At 64.2% G+C, this 23,443-nt stretch carries 21 protein-coding genes; 7 read left to right on the top strand and 14 right to left on the bottom strand.

Annotated features, from left to right (window positions below):
- Positions 1 to 4 precede the first annotated feature (4 nt).
- The 3 genes from FA94_RS29345 to FA94_RS29335 all read right to left on the bottom strand — a co-directional run bounded on the left by FA94_RS29345 (position 5) and on the right by FA94_RS29335 (position 6,078).
- The gene (locus FA94_RS29345) at positions 5 to 1,909 is read right to left on the bottom strand and encodes a tetratricopeptide repeat protein (RefSeq protein WP_063771807.1); all 1,905 of its coding nucleotides are present in this window, start codon (positions 1,907 to 1,909) and stop codon (positions 5 to 7) included.
- Between the two features lie 115 nt (positions 1,910 to 2,024).
- On the bottom strand, positions 2,025 to 4,139 hold the full coding sequence (locus tag FA94_RS37425) for a S8 family serine peptidase (protein WP_051980857.1): 2,115 nt from the start codon (positions 4,137 to 4,139) through the stop codon (positions 2,025 to 2,027).
- Between the two features lie 529 nt (positions 4,140 to 4,668).
- Positions 4,669 to 6,078, bottom strand: coding sequence for an MFS transporter (locus tag FA94_RS29335; protein WP_035557991.1), 1,410 nt, complete (start codon positions 6,076 to 6,078; stop codon positions 4,669 to 4,671).
- 316 nt (positions 6,079 to 6,394) lie between these two features.
- Here FA94_RS29335 and FA94_RS29330 point away from each other — a divergent pair, with 316 nt between their 5' ends.
- A complete protein-coding gene (locus FA94_RS29330) occupies positions 6,395 to 7,138 on the top strand; it encodes a GntR family transcriptional regulator (RefSeq protein ID WP_197070256.1) in 744 nt (247 codons plus the stop codon).
- A 237-nt stretch (positions 7,139 to 7,375) separates the two neighbouring features.
- Here FA94_RS29330 and infA read toward each other — a convergent pair whose 3' ends face one another.
- The 3 genes from infA to FA94_RS29315 all read right to left on the bottom strand — a co-directional run bounded on the left by infA (position 7,376) and on the right by FA94_RS29315 (position 8,894).
- Complete coding sequence (infA, locus tag FA94_RS29325; RefSeq protein ID WP_035557988.1) at positions 7,376 to 7,651, bottom strand: translation initiation factor IF-1; 276 nt, start codon at positions 7,649 to 7,651, stop codon at positions 7,376 to 7,378.
- Between the two features lie 132 nt (positions 7,652 to 7,783).
- A complete protein-coding gene (locus tag FA94_RS29320) occupies positions 7,784 to 8,065 on the bottom strand; it encodes a hypothetical protein (protein ID WP_035557986.1) in 282 nt (93 codons plus the stop codon).
- Positions 8,066 to 8,675: 610 nt separating this feature from the next.
- Positions 8,676 to 8,894 carry a hypothetical protein gene (locus tag FA94_RS29315; RefSeq protein WP_035557984.1) on the bottom strand — a complete coding sequence of 73 codons (219 nt, stop codon included), beginning with the start codon at positions 8,892 to 8,894 and terminating at the stop codon, positions 8,676 to 8,678.
- A 229-nt stretch (positions 8,895 to 9,123) separates the two neighbouring features.
- On the opposite strand from FA94_RS29315, the gene FA94_RS29310 reads away from it, so the two are divergent.
- From FA94_RS29310 to FA94_RS29300, 3 genes are all read left to right on the top strand, one after another.
- Positions 9,124 to 9,768, top strand: a complete 645-nt coding sequence (locus FA94_RS29310; protein ID WP_035563390.1) for a helix-turn-helix transcriptional regulator — start codon at positions 9,124 to 9,126, stop codon at positions 9,766 to 9,768.
- An 86-nt stretch (positions 9,769 to 9,854) separates the two neighbouring features.
- Complete coding sequence (locus FA94_RS29305) at positions 9,855 to 10,049, top strand: DUF1653 domain-containing protein (protein ID WP_035557983.1); 195 nt, start codon at positions 9,855 to 9,857, stop codon at positions 10,047 to 10,049.
- A 137-nt stretch (positions 10,050 to 10,186) separates the two neighbouring features.
- Entirely contained in the window at positions 10,187 to 10,381 is a 195-nt protein-coding gene (locus FA94_RS29300; protein ID WP_035557981.1) for a YqaE/Pmp3 family membrane protein, read from the top strand.
- Positions 10,382 to 10,427: 46 nt separating this feature from the next.
- Here the strand turns inward: FA94_RS29300 and FA94_RS29295 are convergent, their stop codons facing one another.
- A complete protein-coding gene (locus FA94_RS29295) occupies positions 10,428 to 10,739 on the bottom strand; it encodes a 2Fe-2S iron-sulfur cluster-binding protein (protein ID WP_035557979.1) in 312 nt (103 codons plus the stop codon).
- 85 nt (positions 10,740 to 10,824) lie between these two features.
- Positions 10,825 to 12,831, bottom strand: a complete 2,007-nt coding sequence (locus tag FA94_RS29290; RefSeq protein WP_035557976.1) for a sigma-54-dependent Fis family transcriptional regulator — start codon at positions 12,829 to 12,831, stop codon at positions 10,825 to 10,827.
- A 404-nt stretch (positions 12,832 to 13,235) separates the two neighbouring features.
- On the opposite strand from FA94_RS29290, the gene FA94_RS29285 reads away from it, so the two are divergent.
- The gene (locus tag FA94_RS29285) at positions 13,236 to 13,526 is read left to right on the top strand and encodes a DUF1488 family protein (protein WP_035557972.1); all 291 of its coding nucleotides are present in this window, start codon (positions 13,236 to 13,238) and stop codon (positions 13,524 to 13,526) included.
- A 194-nt stretch (positions 13,527 to 13,720) separates the two neighbouring features.
- Here the strand turns inward: FA94_RS29285 and FA94_RS29280 are convergent, their stop codons facing one another.
- The 6 genes from FA94_RS29280 to FA94_RS29255 form a co-directional block, all read right to left on the bottom strand.
- Entirely contained in the window at positions 13,721 to 15,022 is a 1,302-nt protein-coding gene (locus tag FA94_RS29280) for an NCS2 family permease (protein ID WP_035557969.1), read from the bottom strand.
- 209 nt (positions 15,023 to 15,231) lie between these two features.
- Complete coding sequence (locus FA94_RS29275; protein ID WP_035557966.1) at positions 15,232 to 15,738, bottom strand: YaiI/YqxD family protein; 507 nt, start codon at positions 15,736 to 15,738, stop codon at positions 15,232 to 15,234.
- Positions 15,739 to 15,971: 233 nt separating this feature from the next.
- Entirely contained in the window at positions 15,972 to 16,232 is a 261-nt protein-coding gene (locus FA94_RS29270) for a DUF4148 domain-containing protein (protein ID WP_035557961.1), read from the bottom strand.
- A gap of 153 nt (positions 16,233 to 16,385) precedes the next feature.
- Positions 16,386 to 17,159, bottom strand: coding sequence for a slipin family protein (locus tag FA94_RS29265; RefSeq protein ID WP_035557958.1), 774 nt, complete (start codon positions 17,157 to 17,159; stop codon positions 16,386 to 16,388).
- Complete coding sequence (locus FA94_RS29260; RefSeq protein WP_035557955.1) at positions 17,156 to 18,898, bottom strand: NfeD family protein; 1,743 nt, start codon at positions 18,896 to 18,898, stop codon at positions 17,156 to 17,158. Before FA94_RS29260 ends, FA94_RS29265 begins: the two co-directional genes overlap by 4 nt.
- A gap of 83 nt (positions 18,899 to 18,981) precedes the next feature.
- The gene (locus tag FA94_RS29255; protein ID WP_081936218.1) at positions 18,982 to 20,118 is read right to left on the bottom strand and encodes an AraC family transcriptional regulator; all 1,137 of its coding nucleotides are present in this window, start codon (positions 20,116 to 20,118) and stop codon (positions 18,982 to 18,984) included.
- Between the two features lie 244 nt (positions 20,119 to 20,362).
- Here FA94_RS29255 and FA94_RS29250 point away from each other — a divergent pair, with 244 nt between their 5' ends.
- Together FA94_RS29250 and FA94_RS29245 are read left to right on the top strand one after the other, a co-directional pair.
- Positions 20,363 to 21,496: an acyl-CoA dehydrogenase gene (locus FA94_RS29250; protein ID WP_035557952.1), complete on the top strand. Its 1,134-nt coding sequence runs from the start codon at positions 20,363 to 20,365 to the stop codon at positions 21,494 to 21,496.
- Between the two features lie 213 nt (positions 21,497 to 21,709).
- Positions 21,710 to 23,404, top strand: coding sequence for an AMP-binding protein (locus tag FA94_RS29245; RefSeq protein ID WP_035557949.1), 1,695 nt, complete (start codon positions 21,710 to 21,712; stop codon positions 23,402 to 23,404).
- Positions 23,405 to 23,443: the final 39 nt, after the last annotated feature.

Here is a 23,443-nt window from a genome sequence, read left to right as displayed (position 1 = left end):
GCAATCACCGCGTTGGCGTTTTCTCGGACCCTGCCTTCTGCACCCGCACGGGGCATTCGGGCGGTATGCACCGAAGCGGCGCATCGAGCCATGCGCGCAACGCGTCGGCGATTTCGTCGACGATCGGCGTCCACTCGCCCGGTTCGCGTTGGCGGAACAGGCGCATCGACGGATACCAAGGGCTGTCGGTGCGTTCGGTCAACCATCGCCATTCGCCGTAGACGGGCACCATGACCCAGACCGGCAGCGCCGCCGCGCCGGCGAGATGGGCGACGGATGTATCCACGGTGATCAGCAGGTCGAGCGAATGGAGGATCGCGAGCGTGTCCGCAAAATCGTGGATGGCTGGGCCGAGTGTGTGCAAATCGCCGTACGTACTCGCTAGCGACTCGCTGTCATGTTCCTGTTCGCCTTTCTGCAGCGAGTACCACGAGATGTCCGGAAGCACGAACATTGGCTTCAGCGCGTCGAGATGTATCGAGCGAAAACGGTCGAGTACGTGAGCTGGGCTGCCTGCCCATACGATGCCGACGCGTCTGCGTTTCGCATTCACGCCGCGTGGAGAGATTGCTTCCAGGTGAGCGTGCCAGTCCCGCGTCTTGCACGGATCCGCGATGAGGTAGGGCATGGCGATGGGCAGCATCGAGACGTCGAGTTTCATCGGCGCCGGCATGCTGAGCATCAGGCAATGGTAGTCGTAGGGACCGGGCGGCAGCGTAGCGAAAACGCTCCGCACGCCGGTCATGCTCGATGCGAGCGCAACGATCGGCTGACTGACGAGTACATCCACGGTGGCGCCTTGTCGATGCAACCACGCGGCGAATCGCAGGCACTGTATTTCGTCGCCGCGCCCTTGCTCGCCGACCAGCAGGAACTGGCGTCCTGCAACGGGCTCACCTTGCCACTCGGGAAAGCTTGGGTGAACCCGTTCGCTATCTTTGCCCGGCAGCGCGTAGAACCATCTATAACGCCGCCAGCCCGCCGCGAAATCGCCGAGGCCGAGTTGGACGCCCGCCAGTTGAAATTGCAGATGGGCGTTGTCCGGCAGCAGTCGCGCCGCTTCGAGACCGTGCGGCAAGCTCTCCGCGAGACAGCCGACCATGCTCAGCGCTCGCGCCGCGTTGTGATGCAGCAGCGGATGATGCGGATCGACCGCGAGGCCCTGTCGGGCGACGCTGAGCGCATCGCGGAAACGGTCGTGGCTGTTCAATACGAAGGCGAGTGATTTGAGCGATTCGGCGTGATGCGCGCAGCGGGTTCTCAGTTGTTCGATTACGTCGTTGAGTTCGCGGTTGCGGTTGCGATTGTCGCGGACGAGCGCGGCGAGTAGATCGAAGCCGTCTTGCAGATGTGCCGGGTTCAGCGTCCATGCGCGTAGCCAGTAGTCGGCGGCTCCTTCCGTTTTGCCGAGTTCCGCGCAGATGCGCGCTGCCGCGCGCAATGCATGATGCAGGCACGGCTCGATTTCAAGCGCTCGTTCGTAATGCGCGAGGGCGTCGGTGAGTTTTCCTGCCAGCCGTAGATTGTCGGCGAGGTTGCGATGCAGGCTCGCTGTATTCGCACTCAACGCCAACGCGCGACGGTAATACGCTTCGGCTGTGGCGTGATCGTCTTGCATCGCCGCGATCAATCCCGCGTGTTCCCATAATTCCGCGCTTTCCGGCGCGGCTCGCACGGCCTGCGCGAGAAAGTAACGCGCACGGTCCGCTTCGCCGGTATGAACACACGCAAGGGCCATGCGATGCAAGGCATGCGCGTTGTGCGGATGCAGAAGCAGTGCGCGGCAGTAAGCGTTCATCGCCGCATTCATGCGACGCGCGGAGAAAAGAACGTCTGCCTGCGCGATGAGCGTGTCGAAACTCGCGGCGGTTTCGTCGCGATACGGAATGGAGAGGCTTTGCTTCGACACGCGACTGGTGTTTCCGATGATCGATGTGCGTGGAACGCGAGTTCCCGATGCGATTGCCGCAGGCAGGCGCTCGCGTTTCAACTTCAGTGGCGCGGTGGCGAGGTGGCGAGGTTGCCTATTGGTAGTAGTACAACGAGACAGCCTTGATCGACACGTTATCGATCGCCGACGCGCTGCTCACCAGCACGTAGTAAGTGCCAACCGCCACGCCATTCACCGCGCAGACGGCCGACTTTCCGCCCGACATGACGGATGTACAACTCGGGTTGGTCATCAAGGCCGTACCGCTTTTCAGCGACATCGTGGCAACGTCGCGGGTTGTGTCGGGCGACAGCGTGAAGGTCAGGCTTTTGACGCCCACCTGCGCCACCGAACTTCTCACGCCCGGCGGAATCGTCACCGAAAAATACTGCTTGTCGGCGGCGTTCATCGGGAATCGCACCGCGGTTCCGTCGTCACTAATGTCCGTGACCCGCATGGGTTCGACTTCGAACGGGCGCGTCACTTTGCTGATGCCACCGTTGGCATCCGTTACCGTCAGCGTGAATTCGTACGTGCCGGGTTGCTCGACATCGAGCTCGGGGTTGGTCGATTTCGTGGTGACCGTGTCGGCCGCCGCCGTGCCGAAGTTCCATGTCCATGAGCGGATCGGCGCGCCGCGCGCGGTCGACAGATCCGTGCACGAGACATGCATCAACTTATCGCTCTGCTTGCAGGTGAAGTTCGCCGCCGCCGGAATTCTTCCGAGCCGTGCCGCTGTCACCGCTGCGGTCGCATCCAGAATTCCGGCGCCGATCGGTTGGTCCGGTGCGCCGCCGGTAAACGGCTGCACGTTCTGCGCGAGCAGGGTCCGCATTTCGATGGGCGTCAGCGGGGCGGGCGCCACCGACTGGATCAGCGCGATCACGCCGCTCACCGCCGGCGCCGCCATCGACGTGCCGGACGCATAGGCATACCCTTCGGTGCCGGGCTTTGCGGTGCCGTTGTTATAGGTCGACCAGATCGAGTCGCCGGGCGCGGCGATGTCCACCGTCGGCCCGTAATTCGAGTTGACCCAGCGCGAGCCCCAGCGGTTGCTGCCGCCGACGCTGATCACATTGCGACAGTTGGCCGGCGAAAAATTCGTCGCGCTCGTCGAGTTGTTGCCCGCCGCGGCGACCACGGTGGCGCCGCGCGAAACGGCGAAGTCGAGCGCATTCTGCAGCGTGGATTCGCAGCCGCCGAGGCCGCCCAGGCTCAGGTTGATGACCTTCGCCGGGTGCGTGTTGGCGGGGACGCCCGACACCGTGCCGCCGGCTGCCCAGACGATGCCGTCGGCGATGTCGGACGTATAGCCCTTGCCGCAGGCATTCATCACCCGCACCGGCACGACCTTGGCGCCGGGCGCGATGCCGGCACCGCCGTAGCCGTTGTTGGTCAGCGCGGCGGCGATGCCCGCGACATGCGTGCCGTGCCAGTCGATCGCGCAGGTTTCGGTGAGGATGCCGGGGTTGGTCCCGTTGCCGCCGCGATTGGTCGACGTGAAGTCGTAACCGGGCAGGATGTTCGCGTTCAGGTCGGCATGGCTGGTGGTGCCGTTATCCACGACCGCGATCACCGCGCCGGCGCCGTTCGCCATGTCCCACGCGCTTTCCGCGCGAATGCCCGGATAGCCGCCGGCTTTCTGGGTCGAACTCAAACTCCACTGCTTGCTGTAGTCGGGGTCGTTCGGCGCCATCGTCGTGGACATCTCGCGGTCGGCCTCGATATAGTCGACGTTCGGGTCCGAGGCGATGGCGCGCATGAACGCCTTCGCCTCTTTCATGGTCAGCTTGCGGTCGGTCGTCACGACGTCGGCGCCGATGCCGGTACGGCGGAAATGGTGCGCTTTCGCGGGGAACGCCCCGGACAGTTTCTGCAGTCTCGATTGCACCGCCGAAGTCGAGTCGCGTTCGGTTGTGCCGTCGCGGTATTTGATGATGAAGCGGTCGTTGCTGGCGTCGGCCTCGAGTCCGTCGGTATTCATTTTCAGCGACAGCGCGAGCGGCACGGTGGTCGATGCCGCGGCGAATGCGGCCGAGGTTTCGACGTCGGCTTTGGCGTCGGGTGTTGCGGCTTCGCTGTTCGCACCTGAACCGATTGCGCTGCTGCCGTTGCTTCCGCCGCAGGCGGCGAAGGTCAGCGAAAGCGATAGCGCGGCGGCTTGGGCTAGCGTCCGGCGTACGGTGCTGGTTGATCGCGGCGTGGCCATTGCCTTGATCGTTGTGCGGGAAGCTTTGCTCCCGCTTTCGTGTCTCTCTTTTTGCATCTTGTTCTACCTCGTACGACAAATGAAAATGACTGTCTCGCCTGATGTGGTCGTGTTGCGGCTACGTCAGGATGGCTAACTAATCGATGCTGCTAACGCCCGTTGTGAATTCCTTTTTCGCCGCGATGAACTGGGTGAGGTATCGCGGTTTTTCTGGGCAGTTGAAAAATTAGCTCGAACAGGAGATTAAATAGCCTGACGAGGTTAGGCAATCAGGTGTTTCTATTTGTGTGTCGGAGGAATTACCCGGCGCGTAGGACTTCATGCGCGACGGGCCGGGCGAGCGTGCGTAAGCCGCGTCTGGAGTGGGCGCGGCGGGAGGGCGGGGGATTGGGGCGGGCGGAAATGAGTCGGCTTTGAGTCGGCTTTAAGTCGACTTTGAATCGGCCGGCGTGGCGTTGGTCAGCTAACTGCCGGCCACTTGTTTCGAGTGCGCGGTTTTAGCGGAATGACGACGGACCGACCTGCCTCGTCAATTCCACCGGTCATAGCTCCGTGGCGAAAACAGCAGACTTAGCCCGATCATCGCGACGACGCACGCGGCGAGCATCACCCACGCGGCCCCGAAGCTGCCGGTCCAACTGCGCACCATGCCGGCGAGCATCGGCGCGATCGCGGCCACCACGAAGCCGACTCCTTGCGTGAAGGCGACCAGCTTGCCGGCGACGCGATGGTCGGCGGAATGATCCATCGCGGTGACGAGCGTCAGCGAGAACGTGCCGCCGAGCCCCGCACCGGCGACGCCGACCCACAGCCAAGCGGCCGTGTCGGGGCACGCGATCAGTCCGAGCAGTCCGACGAGTTGGGCGGACAGGCCGAGCACCAGCCACGGCCGCCGATCCCGGAACGACGCGGCGGCAAGCGGCAACAACAAGGCCGCGGCGGCCTGGAAAACCGTCATGCCGGCAAGCAGCGAACCGCTATCCGTGACGCTGACGCCACGCTGTTGATAGAACGCCGGCAGCCACGCGACGAGGCTGGTGTAACCGCCGTTGACGATGCCGAAGAACAAGCCCAGCGTCCATGCGCGGCGTTTGCGCCAGAGTGGGGATTGCGTCGTGGAGGCGTAGGGATGAGTTGGCGCGGGCTGCGTCGAAGATCGGTTCGAATGCTGGGTTGAGGAACTGGTTGAGGAACTGGTTGAATGTCCGTGCGGCGAAGGCGCGGTTGAGGGGGAGTTCGAAGGCACGGCTGAGGCCGCGCCCGAGCCCACGCCCACGCCCGAGCCCACGCCCGAGCCCACGCCCACGCCCGAAGACACGCCCGAGCGCCACCGATTCAATCCCAGCCAGCAAGCCAGCGCAACCACCGCCGGCAACGCCCACACCGCGAGACCCGCATGCCACGACCCCAGTGCATTGCTCACCCACGGACTCAGGCGCGCGCCAAGCCCGCCGCCGCCCATGATCGACGCCGAGAACACGCCCATGGCGAGCGGCACACGCGCGTGAAAGCGCTGCTTCATCACGGCCGGCAGCAACGCCTGCACGGCGGCGACGCCGACCCCGGCGAGCGCGGCCGTCAGCAACAACGCCGCGCCGCTGGCCGTTACCCAGCGCGCGCCACACGCGAGCGCGATCGCCAGCAAGCCCAGCGCGACGCCGCGCGTTTCGCCGAGGACGCGGGTCAACGCGCTAGCGCCGAACGCACCGATGCCCATCGCCACCACCGGCAAGCTGGTCAGCAACGACGCGCCGTAAAAGCTCAGACCGGTGGCCGCGCGAATCGTGGTCATCAGCGGACTGATCGACGTCAGCAAAGGCCGCAGATTCACGCCAATAACGACGATCGCGCCGAGCCACAACGCGTCCTGCCAGGTAAGCGTTTGGGATGCGTCGTTCGCATGGCGAGGGGTCGGGCTGGCGCTGGAGGGCGAATTCACGATAGACCTGGAGACGGAAAAGCGGCGCCATCGCGCGAGCGAGCGCCGGTTCAAAACGTGGCGCGGCCAGCGACGGCAAGGACACTGACGTGCGATGAAAAAACCACACAAGCGAATTTTTGGTCAACCATAATAACCTGGAATGGTTAACCATTTTTGCAATGCCCGGTATAGCTCACGACGTAAGCGGATGGCGCCGGCTTGGCGTCGCCGCTAGAATGCCCCGCGCCGGCACGCGGTTTTCAGCGCGCGGAGTCGCGCTTAGTCATCGCTTAGTCATCGCTTTGTTATCGCTCAGTCACCCATCACCGAAACCATGGCCACACGTTCCCGTCGTTCACCGTCCGCCGACACCGCAACGGTCATCCCCAGCGTGCCCGAGGACGATCCTGTCAGCGTCGAACAACGCGTCTACGCGTCGATCACCACGGCGTTGCTGCAAGGCCGCTTGCGGCCGGGCGCGCAACTGGTCGAGCGGGATCTCGCCGCCGCGTTCGGTTGCACGCGGGGCGCGTTGCGCAAGGTGCTGGCGCGGCTGGGTTTCGAGGGCAAGCTGGTGCTGGAGGCGAATCGCGGCGCGTTCGTGCCGTCGCCGTCGGAAGAGGACATTCACCAGGTCTATCGCGCGCGGCAGATCGTCGAAGCGGGCATCGTCGCGGCGCTGTGCGGGGCGTTGAGCGCGCAGCACAGGCGACGTCTGCGCGCGCACGTGCGCAGCGAGGAGAAAGCGGTGCGCGGTGGCGCGATCGACGAGTCGGTGCGTCTCGCGGGCCAGTTTCACGTGTTATTGACGGAATTGGCGGGCGGCACGGAATTGTTGGGGCTGGTCGGACAACTCGTCGCGAAGACCGAGCTCTACAAGGCCTTGTTCGACCCGTCGAAAGGCTCGACCTGTTCCGCGGATGAACACCTGCAAATCATCGAGGCGCTCGACAAAGGCGACCTGCGAGCCGCGTTGGCGGCGATGCGCGAGCATCTGGCGGAGTTGGAAGAGCGCGTGATCGCGCAGGTGCGCCAAAGCGCCGCCGACGAGGATCTCGGTGCGGTATTCGGAGGGTAAAGATAGAGACGGAGACAAAAACGCCTGGCGCCGTTCAGGGCCGCGAGGGTGTGAAACGCCGTTGCCGCCGCAAGCGGCAGGTCGAGGTCAGGCTGGTGAACGAACGCCGCCGCAGCGCGCCGCTCAGGCTCGATTCAACGAGTCAAGCCGGAGAAGGCGCGCGAAAGGCTTCGCGTACAACTGACTGCAATAAATCACACCGGCGCCGTGTGGAACGCGCTCAGCGTGCGGTCCGTCTTAACGGCGACGGAATTGCGAATTGTTGCGGGCTCCGCCACCACCGCTGGCGCGCTCGTCTTTGTGACGGAAATTGATCCGGCCTTTGGTCAGGTCGTAGACCGACAGTTCCAGCGTAACGCGGTCACCCGCGAGAATACGGATGTGGTTCTTGCGCATGCGTCCGGACGCGTAAGCGCCAACCACGACGCCGTTGTCGAGCGTCACGCGGTAACGGCTGTCCGGAAGTACTTCGTCGACGATACCGTCAAGTTCAAGCAGTTCTTCTTTCGCCATGCATAACTCCTGGTCGATGGGATAGCGGGTTGCTGGTCCCGGCAAGACCGGGTGAACAGCAGGGATTACGGTTGACAGTTGGCTTTCAGGCCCACTGTCGTGCGGCATCAGCCTATGCGCTGATAGTACCGCTCAAAGATCGGCGACGGACTGGCCGTCTACACGGCCGTCGATCAGTTGTTCGGCGTGAGCCATGCACGCGATGCGCGCCTTGCCCGTACCGTCGAACGGAAACAGATACTGCAGACGGAACACCCGGCCGTCGGCCGCCGGATTGGCGCCCACGCGGCAGATGCGCACCGACGCGTCGTAGCCCGCGTCCGGATTGCGGCTCGTTTGACCGTCCGCCGGACGGCGCGGATAGACGAGCGGGTGAATTTCATAACCCTTGTACGTCTTGACAACTGAATTCATGAAGCACGTGTCCTGTATTACGTGGCCAGCGTGTCACGCGTGTTACGCGCGGCACGACAGGCCGGGCAGCGCAGCACCCTGGGGCGCGCCGCCATGGAAAAAGGTTGGCACAGGCCCGATGGCAAGGGCTTGAGCGCGGCCGCGCAAAATCGCGGATTCGATGGAGAAGAAACACGCTGATGTCGCGCGGACATCGGGCGCGTAAAAGCTGAACCACTCAGCTGCACTACTCGCGACGGCGCATGCATGCAGCGCATTGCCGGAGTGACGGGATCGCCGACAGGCGGCGGTCGAACAGTCGAGGGTGGTGCGGAGATGCGGGTTTGAGACTGCCCGGTGTTGCCTGGGTGTTACGTGTTGCTGCCGCTTTTTGCTCCCGACAATGCGAATTCGGAATGCAGCTATTCCAATATGATGCACTAAATGGGGCTGATTGGATAGCGAAAAGTTCCACGCGCGAGTCTGCCGCCCGGCTGGCGGGGCTTTGAGCGAATCGCGACCGACACGGGCGGGGTGCCCGCACAGCCGTCGCGTGCCGTCACGCGGCCGGCGCGACCTTCAGCGCGTCGTTCAGCGTGCCAATGTCGGCCGCGGCGAGCGGCGTACCGCCTCAGCGGGCGGTCTCGGCAACGCGCTTCTGCAACTCGCGCGACGCCGCCAGCGGAATGCGCGCGTCATCCCAGCCCGCCAGCCATTCGACTTCCTTCGACGTAAAGATCTGTCCGTGATTGCGCAGCGTGTACTGCAGCGAATCGATGATGTGATTGCGGATGATTTCCGGCGTGCCTTCGTCATCGAGCACGGCGCGAAACGCTTCGAGCGTGGCCATCTGTTGCTCCGTGGAATAGATGGTCTTTTATCGCACGAAAAAAAAACACTCGCCAAGCGAACAAAATTCGCCGCGTGCGATGGCGACGTTGCGCGCGCTGCCGGTTTTTGAGGGCGTGATCGGTGCGGCGGTCGCGGCGGCCGGGCCGGGTGGCTACAATGGCGAGTTGCCGCGCGAGGCCATCCGGCATGGCGGGCACGCGGCATCCTTCGAACACTGCGATTTTCCAATGCGCAAGACAACCGTGTCTCCTGTGAAAGACCTGCTGCTGGAGCGCTACGCTCCCATCGCCGACGGCATAGCGGCGCTGTTTTATCCGTGTGCCGAAGTGGTGATACACGACCTGCGCGATCAGACCATCGTCTACCTCGTGAACAATCTGTCGAAGCTCGAGGTCGGCGGCCCGTCGGTGCTCGACGAAGTCCACTATGCGGCGCGCGGCCAGACCATCGGTCCGTACGAGAAGCTGAACTGGGACGGCCGGCGCATGCGCTGCGTGAGCAACATCCTGTTCGACGACGAGCGCAAGCCGGCCGGCATGTTGTGCATCAACTTCAACATCGCGGTGTTCGAAGACGTGCGCTCGACGCTCGATCTGTTCATCAAGGGCGGCACGCTGTCGGACGCGCCCTCGGAGGACCTGTTCCGCGACGACTGGCAGGACCGCATCAATACGTACCTGCACACGTGGCTGCGCGAGCGGCAGATCGGCGTCAACGCGCTCACGCGCGAGCACAAGCGTGAAATCGTCGAAGCGCTGCATGCGCAAGGCGCATTTCGCGGCCGCAGTTCGGCGAACTACGTGGCGGCCGTGCTGACGATGGGGCGCGCCACCGTCTACAAGATTCTGAAGCAGATGAAAGAGGGCGGCTGAGCTCGGAACGATGTTTCCGCAGGGGATGCGTCGAGCGTCACCGGCCCCACGTGCTGCGGTTTTCAATTCAACGAAGGAGCATTCGAATGGTGCGTTACCGGCACTACAAAGGCGGTCTGTATGAACTGGTTTGCGAGGCCACGCTGGAGTCCGATCCCACGGTCACGATGATTGTGTACAAAGCGGCCAATGGTACGATCTGGACGCGTCCGGCTTCGGTGTTTTTCGAGCTGGTCGAGGTCGACGGCGTAAAGGTGGCGCGCTTCGCGCCGATCAGCTAGACGTTCGTGTTGGTGTTTGTGTTTGCGTTCAGTTTGGCGGTAAGGCGGTAGCGGTTGTTATCGCCATAGCCATCGTCATTGCGCTCGCACTCGAAACACGCTTGCCGCCATCATCATTACCCAGACAGGAATTTCGAATGCGTCTCTTGCTCGCCATCGTTTTGCCGTGGTTCCAGTTCTTCACGATCGGCCGTCCGTTCGCGGGGATCATCTGTCTGTTGCTGCAACTCACGGTGATCGGCTGGATTCCGGCCGCGATCTGGTCGGTGTATGCGCTGAGCCAGTACACCACGGATAAAAAAATCGCCCGGGCAATGGGCAACTCGCGCTAAGCCAGGTTAGCGCGCATCGGTGCTCAAGATGCCGATGGCGCTGCATTCATTTCAGTGGCGCCAGCCCGAGCGCATCGGGGACGTGCAGCACCACATCGGTTTCCGCGATCGCCACGCACGGCAGGATATAGCCTTCGGTCTTTTCTTCGCGGCTCAGCCCCGGCCATTCGATCGTGTAGCGCACGCGTCCCGCCGTCATCCGGCACATACACGTGCGGCACGTGCCATTGCGGCACGAGCGCGGCAAACGCAGATTCGCGAACCCGGCGGCTTCGAGAATGGTCAGAGAATCGGGTGCGTCGAAGCTCTGGCCGAGCGGTTCGACGCGAACCAGCGGCGGGCGGGTGGAATCGGACATCGTGTGAGTCTGTGACGGATTGCGTCACACTTTACACGGTGCTGGTTCTGTTGACTGTGTTAACAAGCCACCTCAATGCCCCACCTCAATGCGTCGTCCCGGTGCGCCGCAAATACCTGTACACGGTATTACGCGCCAGTCCCAGTTCGCGTGCCGCCGCCGACACATTACCGCCGAGCCGAGCGAGCGTCTGCGTGATCAACGTGGCCTGCCACTCCTCCATTCGCGCGGGCGATTGCGTCGCAACACGCGCGCCGCGAGCGTCGCCATCATCGCAGCGTGCCACCGCCGCCGTCACCGCCGCCAACGGCCTCACCCCCTCACCGCCCGCCAAATCGACGCAATCCTGCAAAAAGTCTTCCGGCAAATCATCGAGCTCGATCTGCTCCGCGCCTTCGGCCATGATGCTCGCGGTGCGCAGCACGTTGGCCATCTGCCGCAAATTGCCTGGCCAGCGACACTGCGCGAAACGCTCGAGCACCGCGGCCGACACACGGCGCGGCAGACGCTCGCCATCCGGCTGCAACGCCAGGATGCGCGTGACGAGCGCCGCCAGATCGCTGCGCTCGCGTAGCGCCGGCAACGTGACGACGAGCCCGTTGATCCGGTAATACAGGTCTTCGCGGAAGGTGCCCGCTTCGATCATTTCACGCAGATTGCGGTGCGTTGCGCAGATAACGCGCAGATCGACCGGAATCGCGCGCGTGCCGCCGAGCGGCACGACGGTGCGTTCTTGCAGCACCCGCATCAGCCGCACCTGCTGCGCAAGCGGCATATCGCCGATTTCGTCGAGGAACAGCGTGCCGCCGTCGGCCTGCACGATCTTGCCGATGCTGCCGCGCTTTTTCGCGCCGGTAAACGCACCGTCTTCGTAGCCGAAGAGTTCGGCTTCGATCAGCGTGTCCGGCAGCGACGCGCAATTCAACGCGACGAACGGCGCGCTCCGTCGCGGCGAATCGTGATGGATCGCACGCGCGAGCCATTCCTTGCCGGTGCCGGTCTTACCGAGCACGAGAAGGGGAATATCGCGGCCACGCAGTTTGGCCACACGCCGCAGCACCGTGGCCATGTGCGCATCGCCGGTGTCGAGCGTTTCCAGGGTCGCGAGCGGGACGGGCTCGCCTCGCTGCTGTGCCGCCGTGAAGGTCGCCTGCGCCGACCCGGATCCAAACTCGCGCGACGAACCCGCCCGACTCTCCGCCGGCGCGACATAACGCGGCGTCGCGTACTCGCCGCGCGCCACCACGCGCACGCCGCTCGGCAATGTCAGTTCAATGCTCTCGCCAGGCGCGCGCGTGATCTGCTGCAACAGCTTCGCGAACGCGATTCCGAACAACGCATCGATCGGTTGCCGTTGCAGATCGGTGAGCGGCTGCCCGAATTGAAACAGCGCGCTGCGATTCGCCGACAGAAACCGGCCGTCCGGCGCGAAGGCCGCGAGCCCTTCGAACAGCGTGCCGATGAATTCCGCGCGCGCGTGAAAGTGAACCCGGATCGCATCGGCGAACTGGTTGGAGAACAGATGATTTTCGATCATCTGCGCCGACATTCTGACGAGCGCGAGCGTGTGCTTATGAAAGCCGCGCGTGTCGCCGCTCACGTCGAGCGCACCGATGGTGCGTCCGAACGGATCGGCGATCGGCGCGCACGAACAGGTGAGAATCCGGTTGGCATGCAGAAAATGTTCGCCGCCATGCACGACGGTGGGTTGTCCGTCGACCAGCGCGGTGCCGATCGCATTGGTGCCGCGATCCGCTTCGGCCCACGACACGCCCGGACACAACGCGACGCGATTGGCTTTCTCGACGAAGTCGCTGTCGCCGAGACTATGCAGGATCACGCCGTGGCTATCGGTGAGCAGCACCATGCTTTGCGTGTCGACGATCTGCGCGTGCAGCGTCTCCATGACCGGCAAAGCATGCGTGTAAAGCGATTGATTGCGCTCGACGAGCTCGCGCAACACCGGCTGACGCAGCGGATGAAAATCCGGCGTTTCCGACGCACGCAGGCCGATCTCGACCGAGCGGGCGTGAGCTTGCGCGATGACATCAGGCCGACCGATGCTGGCCGGCGAGGCTGGGCGTTGGGTCAATGCGTGTCTCCGGTGATCGGACGCGACGGGTGCGTTGCCCGTCGCTCGATGCCGCATCGCAACATATGCGTTTGCGGCCCAACAGCGATATTACAGGACGAAGCGCATCGTGCGCGGCACCGGAAAGAACCGGGTTCGCGCCCACCGCGCGCCCTAAAAAAACCGCAACAGGCACCAAAATCAAGCAAACGAAAAGGAAAACTTGCGCCGCGCCAGAACTCGTCTAGAGTGAATCAAATCACCTCCGCGGGGCGCGAATTGCGCGGCCGTCGTCATGGGGTGACGAGCCCGCGTCGCCGGCAATCGAACAAGGAGGAGGCAACGGCAGGCGCGATCGGACGTAACCGGCGTGCGCATAACCCGGCGGCATCATGCGCGGCGCCCAACCTTCCAGGTGAACTCCCATGCAGATCCTATTCCCGAAAGAAACTCCTGAATATTCAGGTCGCGAACTCACTTTGGCGTTCCCGGCGATGGTCGACGGGCAAAGGGTGGAATGCATGATCACCGCGGAAGCGCTGGAAGACCACTACGGCGCGGCATCGCCGCGGCTGGAAGACATGGTCGGCGCATTCGACGCGCATCGCACCCGGATCGAAGCGGCCACGCGGCGTTTGCTGTCGGAAACGCGCGCGCAGTGCCTGGTGTTGCGAAGCGGCTATGTGCGCTTCTACGAAGCGAACTGGCGCAACTGAGGCGCCAATGGTCTGACTGCCGGAAGCGTGGAGGGTGAAGCAACCGCGCCAACCGGCGTCCCAAGTAATCGAGCCTGAACGAGTCCAATCGTGCTTGAGCTTGTCTGAGCGTGCGGCTTTGCGCCGCATCGACTCATGTCGTTGCCGCATCGCGCGGCAGCCGACTTTTTAGATATTCAGATCAGGCGTCGCCATTATTCGCTGCCGAGATAGAAGTAGCGGAACAGGAAGATCGCGGCGATGATCCACACTACCAGCTTCACCTTGCGCGCCTGGCCCGTCAGCAGTTTCAATCCCGCATACGAAATGAAGCCGAACGCGACGCCGTTGGCGATCGAATAGGTGAACGGCATCAGCAGCGCGGTCAGCGCGGCCGGCACGACTTCGGTGGCGTCGTCCCACGGCAGGTCGAGCATTTCGCGCAGCATCAGACACGACACGTAGAGCAGCGCCGGCGCCGTCGCATAGCCGGGCACCACGCCCGCCAGCGGCGCGAAGAACAGCGCCGCGAGAAACAGCACGGCGACGGTGATCGCGGTGACGCCGGTGCGTCCACCCGCCTGCACGCCCGACGCGCTTTCGATATACGCGGTGGTCGACGACGTGCCCAGCATCGAGCCCGCCAGAATCGCCGTGCTATCGGCGAGCAGCGCGCGGTTCAGTCGATGCATCTTGCCCTCCACCAGCAGCCCCGCGCGATTGGCCACGCCCATCAGCGTGCCGGTCGCGTCGAACAGTTCGACGAGGAAGAATACGAGGATCACGTTCAGCACGCCGGTGGACAGCGCGCCGCGAATGTCGAGCTGGAACAGCGTCGGCGTGATCGACGGCGGCGCGGAGACGATGCCGTGAAACTGGTTGCCGCCGAAGAAAAAGCTCAACACGGTCACGCCGACAATGCCGATCAGAATCGCGCCGCGCACCCGCAGATAGTCGAGTGTGACGATCGCGAAGAAGCCGATCACCGCGAGAATCACGTGCGGGCTGTGCAGATCGCCGAGCGTGACGAGCGTGGCCGGATTGCCGACCACCACGCCGGCCGTCTTCAGCGAAATGATCGCGAGAAAGAGGCCGATGCCGCCAGTGATCGCGATGCGGATGGAGTGCGGAATGCCGTTGACAATCACCTCGCGCACCCGAAACAGCGTGACGATCATGAACAGGCAGCCGGAGATGAACACCGCGCCGAGCGCGGCCTGCCACGTGAAGCCCATGCCCTTGACGACCGTGTACGCGAAGTACGCGTTCAGGCCCATGCCGGGCGCGAGCGCGATCGGGTAATTCGCGTACAGACCCATGATCAGCGAGGCCAGCGCGGCCACGATGCAGGTCGCGACGAACACCGCGTCTTTCGGCATGCCGGCGTCGCCGAGAATCGCCGGGTTGACGAAGATGATGTAAGCCATCGTCAGGAAGGTGGTCAGTCCTGCGAGCACTTCGGTGCGCAGGTTGGTGCCGGCGGCGTCGAAGCCGAAGTAGCGGTTTATGGCGTCCATGAGGCGGGTCTCTCGTCGTTCAGAAAGCGTTTCTTGTGGTTGAGGCGGTGAGGCTGAAAATCGGGCGATGCGGCGCTCGGCGTCGCTTTGTTTGTGTGGCTCTTGCGTCGGCGCCGCAACTGCCGAGCAGCACGGCGGCGCTACGGCCGGATTGTAATCACGATTGACGGCGGCACGGCGTGTCGGGGCTTGAAGTCATGCGCAAACGCTTAGGCGGTGGACGATTCGTCGGGCGACTGTGGCGTCGGCGCATCAATTGGCGCGGCGGGTTTGGGTTGCCGCGCCAGCCAGCGATCCAGCTCGCTCGCGAAGCTCTTGCTGTCGCGCGGGCTGAAGGCGGCCGGGCCGCCGGTGTCGACGCCGCTGCCGCGCAACTGGTCCAGCATCGACCGCATGCGCAGCCGTTCTTCGATCGTGCCGGGCGTGTACCACTCGCCGCGCGGGTCGAGCGCCTGCGCGTGTCTGGCCAGCACGGCGGCGGCAAGCGGAATGTCGGCGGTAATCACGAGATCGCCCGCGACGACGCGCTCGGCGATCAGATTGTCGGCGGCGTCGAAACCGGCCGGCACCTGGATCGCGCGGATCAGCGGCGAGGGCGGCACGCGTAGAAACGAATTGGCGACCAGCGTCAGCGTCATGCCGGTGCGGCGCGCGGCGCGGTACAGCATTTCCTTGATCACGACCGGACAGGCGTCGGCGTCAACCCAGATTGGCATCGTGCGGATTCCCACTGCGGGGTGTGTCGAAGGGGCGAGATGATACCTTGCCAGCGAGCGAGGCGGCGCGGCAAGCGGATTTACGATGTTGTGGGGAAGTGCGGAAAACGCGAGCGTGGAGCGTAGACGCAGGCAAGCGGACCAAGCGGACAGGAAAGACACGCCTAACCCACAGCGCCCACGACCGTTGCAGTCGCGGGCGGCCCGGCATGCCGCGTAACGGCGGAAGCCGCTTACTGCGTCATCGTCCCGCCGGCCGCTTGCGCGCGCCGTGCCGCGACGATGCGCCCCGCGCGCTGCGCGTTGTCCGGATAGTCGATCCAGTCGAGCGGATCGTATCCGGCGGCGCGCCAATCGGCGAGATCGGCCCGGACCTCGGCGCGCGTTTTCGGCGCTGACGGGTCATTGGCGCGAACCGAAGTCTGCGCGAACGCGCTGCTCATACTCACGGCGGTCAACAACGCGCCGAGTCCAACCAGAGATGCAATTTTCATGACGAGCTCCCAGGGAGCGGTTAAAAACAATCCCCGTATTCTAGTTTTGGCCTCTATGTCGAGTAAGGCGATTGAAGGCAATGCACCGTTTCACTTCGCGGCTCAATCGGGATCTCGCGACACGGTCGCTGATGAAGCCGCTGATAAAGCCAACTAGGAAGCCGACGGTTTGCTGAAGCGATCCAGCACCGCGCTCAACAGATCGATCGGCAGCGGAAACACAATCGTCGAATTCTTGTCGGCGGCAATCGTGGTGAGGGTTTGCAGATAGCGCAGTTGCATGGCCTGCGGTTGCTGCGCCAGCGTTTGCGCCGCTTCCAGCAGATGCTGCGAGGCCTGCAATTCGCCTTCCGCGTGAATCACCTTGGCGCGCCGCTCGCGCTCGGCTTCGGCCTGACGGGCGATCGCGCGAATCATCGTTTCATTGATGTCCACGTGCTTGATTTCGACGATCGACACCTTGATACCCCACGCGTCGGTTTGTGCGTCGAGCACTTTCTGGATGTCGGCGTTGAGCTGCTCGCGATCGGCTAGCAGTTCGTCGAGTTCATGTTTGCCGAGCACCGCGCGCAGCGTGGTTTGCGATAACTGGCTGGTCGCCTCGAAGTAACGCGCCACCTGAATCACCGCCTTCTCCGGATCGACGACGCGGAAATAGACCACCGCGTTGACCTTCACCGAGACGTTGTCGCGCGTAATCACGTCCTGCGGCGGCACGTCGAAGACGATCGTGCGCAGATCCATGCGCACCGCCTGCTGCACGATCGGAATGATCAGCACGAGGCCCGGCCCCTTGACCTTCCAGAAGCGCCCGAGCATGAACACGACGCCGCGTTCGTACTCGCGAAAAATCCGTATCGATGAAGCAATCAGTGCGGCCACCAGCAGAATCAGAATGCTGGTGAAGCCGAATGTGAAACCGATCATGAGCGTTCTCCTTGTTGTCGCCCTTCCGTCGGCACCACGGTGAGCGTCAGGCCGCGCCGCGCGATGACCCGCACGGTGTGGCCCGCCGCAACCGGGGCCGCGCTGGACACCCGCCAGCGCTCGCCATGCACTTGCGCCCAGCCGGCGAGCGGGGCGTCGGCGGGGGTTGTTTCGGGGAGGGTGGCGGTGCGGTTGGCGGCGCTGACCGCGCTCCTCGTGGGGCCTGGGGTTGCGTTGCCAACTGTGTTTTCAGCAGCGCTTCCAGCAGCGTATTCAGCCGGGTTTTCAGCTGGGTTTTCAGGCAGCAAACCCCCGTCGAGCACCACGCCGACGCTGCCGATCAGCGCCTCCGCTCCCGTCACCACCGGCCGCCGCCGCGCGCGCAACGCGAGCCGCGATACCCCGAGCACGAACAGCACGCTGAACACGACGACGGCGGCGATCATCGGCAGGGGAATGCCGTAGCCGGGTACGTCGGTATCGATCAGCATCAACGCGCCGATCACGAACGCGACCACGCCGCCGAAACCGAGCGAGCCGAAGGTCGGCAGGAACGCCTCGCCGATCAGGAACGCGATGCCGAGAAAGATCAGACCGAGGCCGACGTAATTGACCGGCAGCATCTGCATCGCGAACAGGCCGATCAGCAGACTGATCGCGCCGACCACGCCCGGCAGCACGAAACCCGGGTTGGCGAATTCGAAGAACAGGCCGTACATGCCGATCATCAGCAGGACCAGTGCCACATTGGGATCGGTGATGACGGCGAGGAAGCGGCTGCGCCAGTCGGCTTCGAGTGTGACGATCGGGGCGTGGGCGGTGTCGAGCGTGACGTCGCCGCTGCGGGTGGTGACCTTGCGGCCGTCGAGTTGGCGCAGCAGGTCGGGGAGGTCGCGCGCGTTCAGATCGACCACGTGTTGCGCGAGGGCTTCCGCGGCCGACAGGCTGACGGCTTCGCGTACCGCGCGCTCGGCCCAGTCGGCGTTGCGCCCGCGCATTTGCGCGAGGCCGCGGATGTAGGCGGCGGCGTCGTGAACCTGCTTGCGGAGTTCGGTCGATTGGGTGTCGAGGGGGAGGGTGTTGGCGCTAGCCTTGGCAGCGGCGGACGCGCCTGATGTGCCACTGGCACTCGTTGAACCGGCACCGGCACCGGCACCGGCACCGGCACCGGCACCGGCACCGGCACCGGCACCGGCACCGGGCAACCCCGGCATTCCACCACCCGCGGGCGGCTCCGCACCGCCCATGCCCATCTGAATCGGCGTCGCCGCGCCGAGGTTGGTCCCCGGCGCCATCGCCGCGATATGGCTGGCATAGACGATATACGTCCCGGCACTCGCGGCCCGCGCGCCGCTCGGCGCAATGAACGTGGCCACCGGCACCGGCGACGCGAGAATCGCCTTGATGATCTGCCGCATCGACGTATCGAGGCCGCCGGGCGTATCGAGTTGCAGCACGGCGAGTTGCGCGCGCTGCTCGGCGGCGCGTTGCAGGCTGCGCACGATAAAGTCGGCGCTGGCCGGACCGATCGCGCCATCCACCGGAATCACCACCACGCTGCCGGGCGCCACCGCCGCTTCGGCCCGCAACGGCGCCATCGATTCGCACGATGCGAATCCAATGGTCAAAAGCACGCCGAGCGCGGTCATGCCGCGCATCAACCGGCTCACGGCACCGCCACGGATAAGCGGCATGCGCGAGCCAGACTGCCGGAACGGGAGACGCGGATACGTGCTCATCGCTGACGGCTGCCGCGCCGCGTCGACAGGATGCGAGCGGCGCGGGCCGAACCCTCTGGTAAGGCAGGCCTGCTTCTTACAGCTTAGTCCGATTCCGCGCGCCGCGTGAAATCGCCGCGCGCCTTGCCTGGCGTCTTCACCGCCTTTACCGCCGTACTACCCGTGCTCGCGGTACCAGCCGCACCAGCCGTAGCCGCACCAGCACCCACCCCACCTCCCACCGGCCGATAATCAGTCGGCCGCATCCCCGTCCACTTCCGAAACGCGCGATGAAACGCGCTCGGCTCGGCAAAGCCCACCGACGCGGCAATATCCGCAATCGTGCGGTCGGTGTCCTGCAACTCGCCGATCGCGATGTCGCGCCGCAGGTCGTCCTTGATCGACTGATACGTATAGCCTTCCTGCTTCAGATGCCGCCGCATGGTCGCCTCGGCCACATTCAGCCGCCCGGCCATCCGGTCGGCGGCGGGCCAGCCAGACATCGGCAGCGCGCGCAGCATCTTGCGCACGCGCGCCGCGAGCGAGCCAGGATTGCGATACTTGACGATAAAACTGCCGGGCGCATCGCGTAGAAACGGCTTGACCGATTTCGTCGTCTGAATGATGGGCAGTTCGAGAAACGCCGGCGATAAATCGACATAAGACTCGGCCTGATCGAAGCGCATCTCGTCGCAGAAAATCAGCCGGTATTCGCGCGCGGCGGGCGGTTCGGCGCAGCGAAAACGCGCCTCGAACAACGGAATACGCCGCCCGACCAGCCAGCACAGCAGTCCATAAACGAGGATGAACCACGTCGCATAGGCAAACATGGCCGGCGGCGGCGCGCCCTCGCGCTCGACGAAACGCAGCCTCACGCGCTGCGCATCGGTTTCGACGCGCGCGCCGAGATCGTCCAGCACCAGCCGCATGAAGCCGACCGCCCGCGCGAGCGCCTGCGCGCCGTTGCGCGCGGTCAACACGGTCTGCGTCATCGCGATAAAGCTGCCGCTTTTCATGCGATGCGAATCCTGGCCGAAAAACTCGTCGTCCAGTGCGCGCGCGATGCCGGCCCACAGCGCGCCGTATTGCGCCGCCGACACACGGCTCTTCGGCGAAGCCAGCAGCGCCGCCGCGATGCCGGTCGCTTCGGCCAGCGGCAGCGCGTCGAAGCCGCTCGCGCGCGCCAGCGCCAGGGTTTCCCCGACCATGCTGACGGAAATCGTGCCCTTGTCGTTTTTCATCTGACTCTGCTCAAGCTGGCAAAAGCGCTCAACATTTTCCTTGTGACGATTCGCCAAGCCCTTGAACTTGCGGCTCGAATCGGGCTTGCATAGTATCAGTATGGCAAATGCGCTCAGCCAGAATGATCGGGCTGAGCATCGAACCTGTCCAGCGGCTTGCCTACACTTGTCTTTTATGAGATCGCGGGCGCCCGGGAGACAGGGCCTTCACCGTGATCAGACGGACCAGACAGGATCGAGCGCCATGGACAGCTTCTACACCGAAGACCAACGAATGATCCGCGACGCCGCGCGTGACTTCGCCACCGAACAACTCGCACCGCACGCGGCGCAATGGGACCGCGAAGCGCAATTGCCCGCGGAGGTCGTCACGCAGATGGGCGAGCTCGGCTTGCTCGGCATGATCGTGCCGGCGGAATGGGGCGGTTCTTACACCGACTACGTGGCCTACGCGCTCGCGATCGAAGAGATCGCGGCTGGCTGCGCGTCGTGCGCCACGCTGATGAGCGTGCATAACTCGGTCGGCTGCGGGCCGATTCTCAACTTCGGCACCCAGCCGCAGAAAGACCGCTATCTGCAAGACCTCGCGGCTGGCCGCAGTATCGGCGCGTTCTGTCTGACCGAGCCGCAGGCGGGTTCCGAGGCGAACAATCTGCGCACCCGCGCCGTGCTGCAGGACGGCAAGTGGATCCTCAACGGCAGCAAGCAGTTCGTGACCAACGGCTCGCGCGCCGATATCGCGATCGTGTTCGCCGTCACCGATCCCGAGCTCGGCAAGCGTGGGTTGTCGGCCTTCATCGTGCCGACCGATACGCCGGGCTTCAACGTCGGCAAGCCGGAGCACAAGCTCGGCATTCGCGCGTCCGACACCTGCCCGATCTCGCTCGACGATTGCGCGGTGCCGGAAGAGAACCTGCTCGGCGCACCGGGCGAGGGCTTGCGCATCGCGCTGTCGAATCTGGAAGGCGGTCGGATCGGCATTGCGGCGCAGGCGGTTGGCATTGCGCGGGCCGCGTTCGACGCCGCGCGCCTCTATGCGAGCGAACGCATGCAGTTCGGCAAGGCGATCAAGGATCACCAGGCCATCGCTTCCATGCTCGCCGACATGACCACGCAATTGAACGCCGCGCGCTTGCTGGTGCATCACGCCGCGCGCTTGCGCACGGAAGGGTTGCCGTGTTTGTCGGAGGCGTCGCAGGCGAAACTGTTCGCGTCGGAAGCGGCCGAGCAGATCTGTTCGAAGGCGATCCAGATTCACGGCGGCTACGGCTATCTGGAAGACTATGCCGTGGAGCGTCACTATCGCGATGCCCGCATCACGCAGATTTACGAAGGAACCAGCGAAGTGCAGCGTATGGTGATTGCGCGCAATGTTTAAACGCGAGGCAGACCGCGTTTGAGCGCAAAATAGTTTGACCGCGGAGCCGACGCGCGAGGAAGTCGGCGCGTGGGTGTAAAGCGGCAAAGAACCAAAGTGGCAAAGAACCAAAGCAGCAACGCAGCAAAGCCAAAAAAATGGAGCGCATAGCGCGCCACCAATGCGACCCGAGTCGGCGCCCACCGCCAACCCGGATCGACACAGGAGACGACGATGACGGCAGCGAAAGGTTTCTTCGACGCGCGCGACTTCCTACTGCGCCACCGAACCGACTACGACCGGGCGTACCGCGAATTCACGTGGCCGGCGTTGGGCGAGTTCAACTGGGCGCTGGACTACTTCGACGTGATCGCGCGCGACAATCACAACCCGGCGCTGTGGATTGTCGACGACCCCACCAGCGACGGTCTGCGCCTGTCGTACGCGCAGATGTCGGAGCGCTCGTCGCGCATGGCGAACTATCTGCGCAGTGTCGGCGTGGGCCGCGGCGACCGCTTGCTGCTGATGCTGCCGAACCGCGTCGAACTATGGGACGTGATGCTCGCCGCGATGAAGCTCGGTGCGATCGTGCTGCCCGCCACCACGCAGTTGTCAGCCGACGACGTGCGCGATCGCGTGCAGATCGGCGGCGCGAAATTCGTGGTGGTCGACAGCGCGGAGTTGAGCAAATTCGACACGCTCGACGTGCCGCTCACGCGCATCTCGGCCGGCGCACCGCGCGACGGCTGGCTCGATCTTGCCGCGGCCTACGAAGCGTCGCCGCACTTCGCCCCGCAGGGCGTCACGCTCGCCACCGATCCGCTGCTGCTGTACTTCACGTCGGGCACGACGTCGAAGCCGAAGCTGGTCGAACATACGCATCAAAGCTATCCGGTCGGGCATCTGTCGACCATGTACTGGATCGGCCTGCAACCGAACGACATCCACTGGAACATCAGCTCGCCGGGTTGGGCCAAGCACGCGTGGAGCTGCTTCTTCGCGCCGTGGAATGCGCAGGCCTGCGTGTTCGTGTTCAACTTCCCGCGCTTCGTGCCGAAAGACACGCTGAACGTGCTGGTGCGTTTCAACGTCACCACGTTGTGCGCGCCGCCCACCGTCTGGCGCATGCTGGTGCAGGAGCCTCTGACCGACTATCCGGTCAAGCTGCGCGAGATCGTCGGCGCGGGCGAGCCGTTGAATCCGGAGATCATCGAGCGCGTGAAGCACGCCTGGGGCATTACGATCCGCGACGGTTTCGGCCAGACCGAAACGACCTGCCAGATCGGCAACTCGCCGGGACAACCGGTGGTGGCGGGATCGATGGGACGTCCGTTGCCCGGCTACAGGATCGAACTGGTCGATGCCGACGATCAACCCGTCACGGAAGGCGAAATCGCGTTGCCGCTCAACGGCGCGCGTCCGCTCGGCCTGATGACCGGCTACGCCAATAATGCCGACGCCACCGCGCAGGCCATGCGCAACGGTTTCTACCGCACGTCGGATGTCGCATTGCGCCGCGACGACGGCTACTACGTGTATGTGGGCCGTGCCGACGACGTCTTCAAATCGTCTGACTATCGTCTGAGCCCATTCGAACTCGAAAGCGTGCTGATCGAACACGAAGCGATCGGCGAGGCGGCGGTAGTGCCAAGCGCCGACGCACTGCGTCTGTCCGTGCCCAAAGCATTCGTCACCGTGCGACAAGGTTACGAAGCCGGCCCGGAACTCGCGCGTGCCGTGTTTGCGTTTTCGCGCGAAAAGCTCGCGCCATACAAACGGATTCGCCGTCTGCAATTCAGCGAGCTGCCGAAAACCATCTCCGGCAAGATTCGCCGCGTCGAGTTGCGGCGCCGCGAAATGGAGCGCGAAGCCGAACCCGCGCGCTTGCCGGACGAGTACTGGGAAGAGGATTTCCCGGACCTGCGTTGATTCTTTTCATTCCCAGTTACTGCCCGGCCGCCGCGCGGC

Source organism: Burkholderia sp. 9120 (assembly GCF_000745015.1).
Classification (GTDB): domain Bacteria; phylum Pseudomonadota; class Gammaproteobacteria; order Burkholderiales; family Burkholderiaceae; genus Paraburkholderia.
Note: the sequence above shows the minus strand (reverse complement) of the source record. Positions and strands in the feature narration are given on the sequence as shown.

What these genes read in the sequence shown, in the direction of transcription:
- FA94_RS37425 (WP_051980857.1), bottom strand. Translation starts at nt 4,139, where the DNA reads ATGGCCACGCCGCGATCAACCAGCACCGTACGCCGGACGCTAGCCCAA.
- FA94_RS29330 (WP_197070256.1), top strand. Translation starts at nt 6,395, where the DNA reads ATGGCCACACGTTCCCGTCGTTCACCGTCCGCCGACACCGCAACGGTC.
- infA (WP_035557988.1), bottom strand. Translation starts at nt 7,651, where the DNA reads ATGGCGAAAGAAGAACTGCTTGAACTTGACGGTATCGTCGACGAAGTA.
- FA94_RS29320 (WP_035557986.1), bottom strand. Translation starts at nt 8,065, where the DNA reads ATGAATTCAGTTGTCAAGACGTACAAGGGTTATGAAATTCACCCGCTC.
- FA94_RS29315 (WP_035557984.1), bottom strand. Translation starts at nt 8,894, where the DNA reads ATGGCCACGCTCGAAGCGTTTCGCGCCGTGCTCGATGACGAAGGCACG.
- FA94_RS29310 (WP_035563390.1), top strand. Translation starts at nt 9,124, where the DNA reads ATGCGCAAGACAACCGTGTCTCCTGTGAAAGACCTGCTGCTGGAGCGC.
- FA94_RS29305 (WP_035557983.1), top strand. Translation starts at nt 9,855, where the DNA reads ATGGTGCGTTACCGGCACTACAAAGGCGGTCTGTATGAACTGGTTTGC.
- FA94_RS29300 (WP_035557981.1), top strand. Translation starts at nt 10,187, where the DNA reads ATGCGTCTCTTGCTCGCCATCGTTTTGCCGTGGTTCCAGTTCTTCACG.
- FA94_RS29295 (WP_035557979.1), bottom strand. Translation starts at nt 10,739, where the DNA reads ATGTCCGATTCCACCCGCCCGCCGCTGGTTCGCGTCGAACCGCTCGGC.
- FA94_RS29285 (WP_035557972.1), top strand. Translation starts at nt 13,236, where the DNA reads ATGCAGATCCTATTCCCGAAAGAAACTCCTGAATATTCAGGTCGCGAA.
- FA94_RS29280 (WP_035557969.1), bottom strand. Translation starts at nt 15,022, where the DNA reads ATGGACGCCATAAACCGCTACTTCGGCTTCGACGCCGCCGGCACCAAC.
- FA94_RS29275 (WP_035557966.1), bottom strand. Translation starts at nt 15,738, where the DNA reads ATGCCAATCTGGGTTGACGCCGACGCCTGTCCGGTCGTGATCAAGGAA.
- FA94_RS29270 (WP_035557961.1), bottom strand. Translation starts at nt 16,232, where the DNA reads ATGAAAATTGCATCTCTGGTTGGACTCGGCGCGTTGTTGACCGCCGTG.
- FA94_RS29265 (WP_035557958.1), bottom strand. Translation starts at nt 17,159, where the DNA reads ATGATCGGTTTCACATTCGGCTTCACCAGCATTCTGATTCTGCTGGTG.
- FA94_RS29260 (WP_035557955.1), bottom strand. Translation starts at nt 18,898, where the DNA reads ATGAGCACGTATCCGCGTCTCCCGTTCCGGCAGTCTGGCTCGCGCATG.
- FA94_RS29255 (WP_081936218.1), bottom strand. Translation starts at nt 20,118, where the DNA reads ATGAAAAACGACAAGGGCACGATTTCCGTCAGCATGGTCGGGGAAACC.
- FA94_RS29250 (WP_035557952.1), top strand. Translation starts at nt 20,363, where the DNA reads ATGGACAGCTTCTACACCGAAGACCAACGAATGATCCGCGACGCCGCG.
- FA94_RS29245 (WP_035557949.1), top strand. Translation starts at nt 21,710, where the DNA reads ATGACGGCAGCGAAAGGTTTCTTCGACGCGCGCGACTTCCTACTGCGC.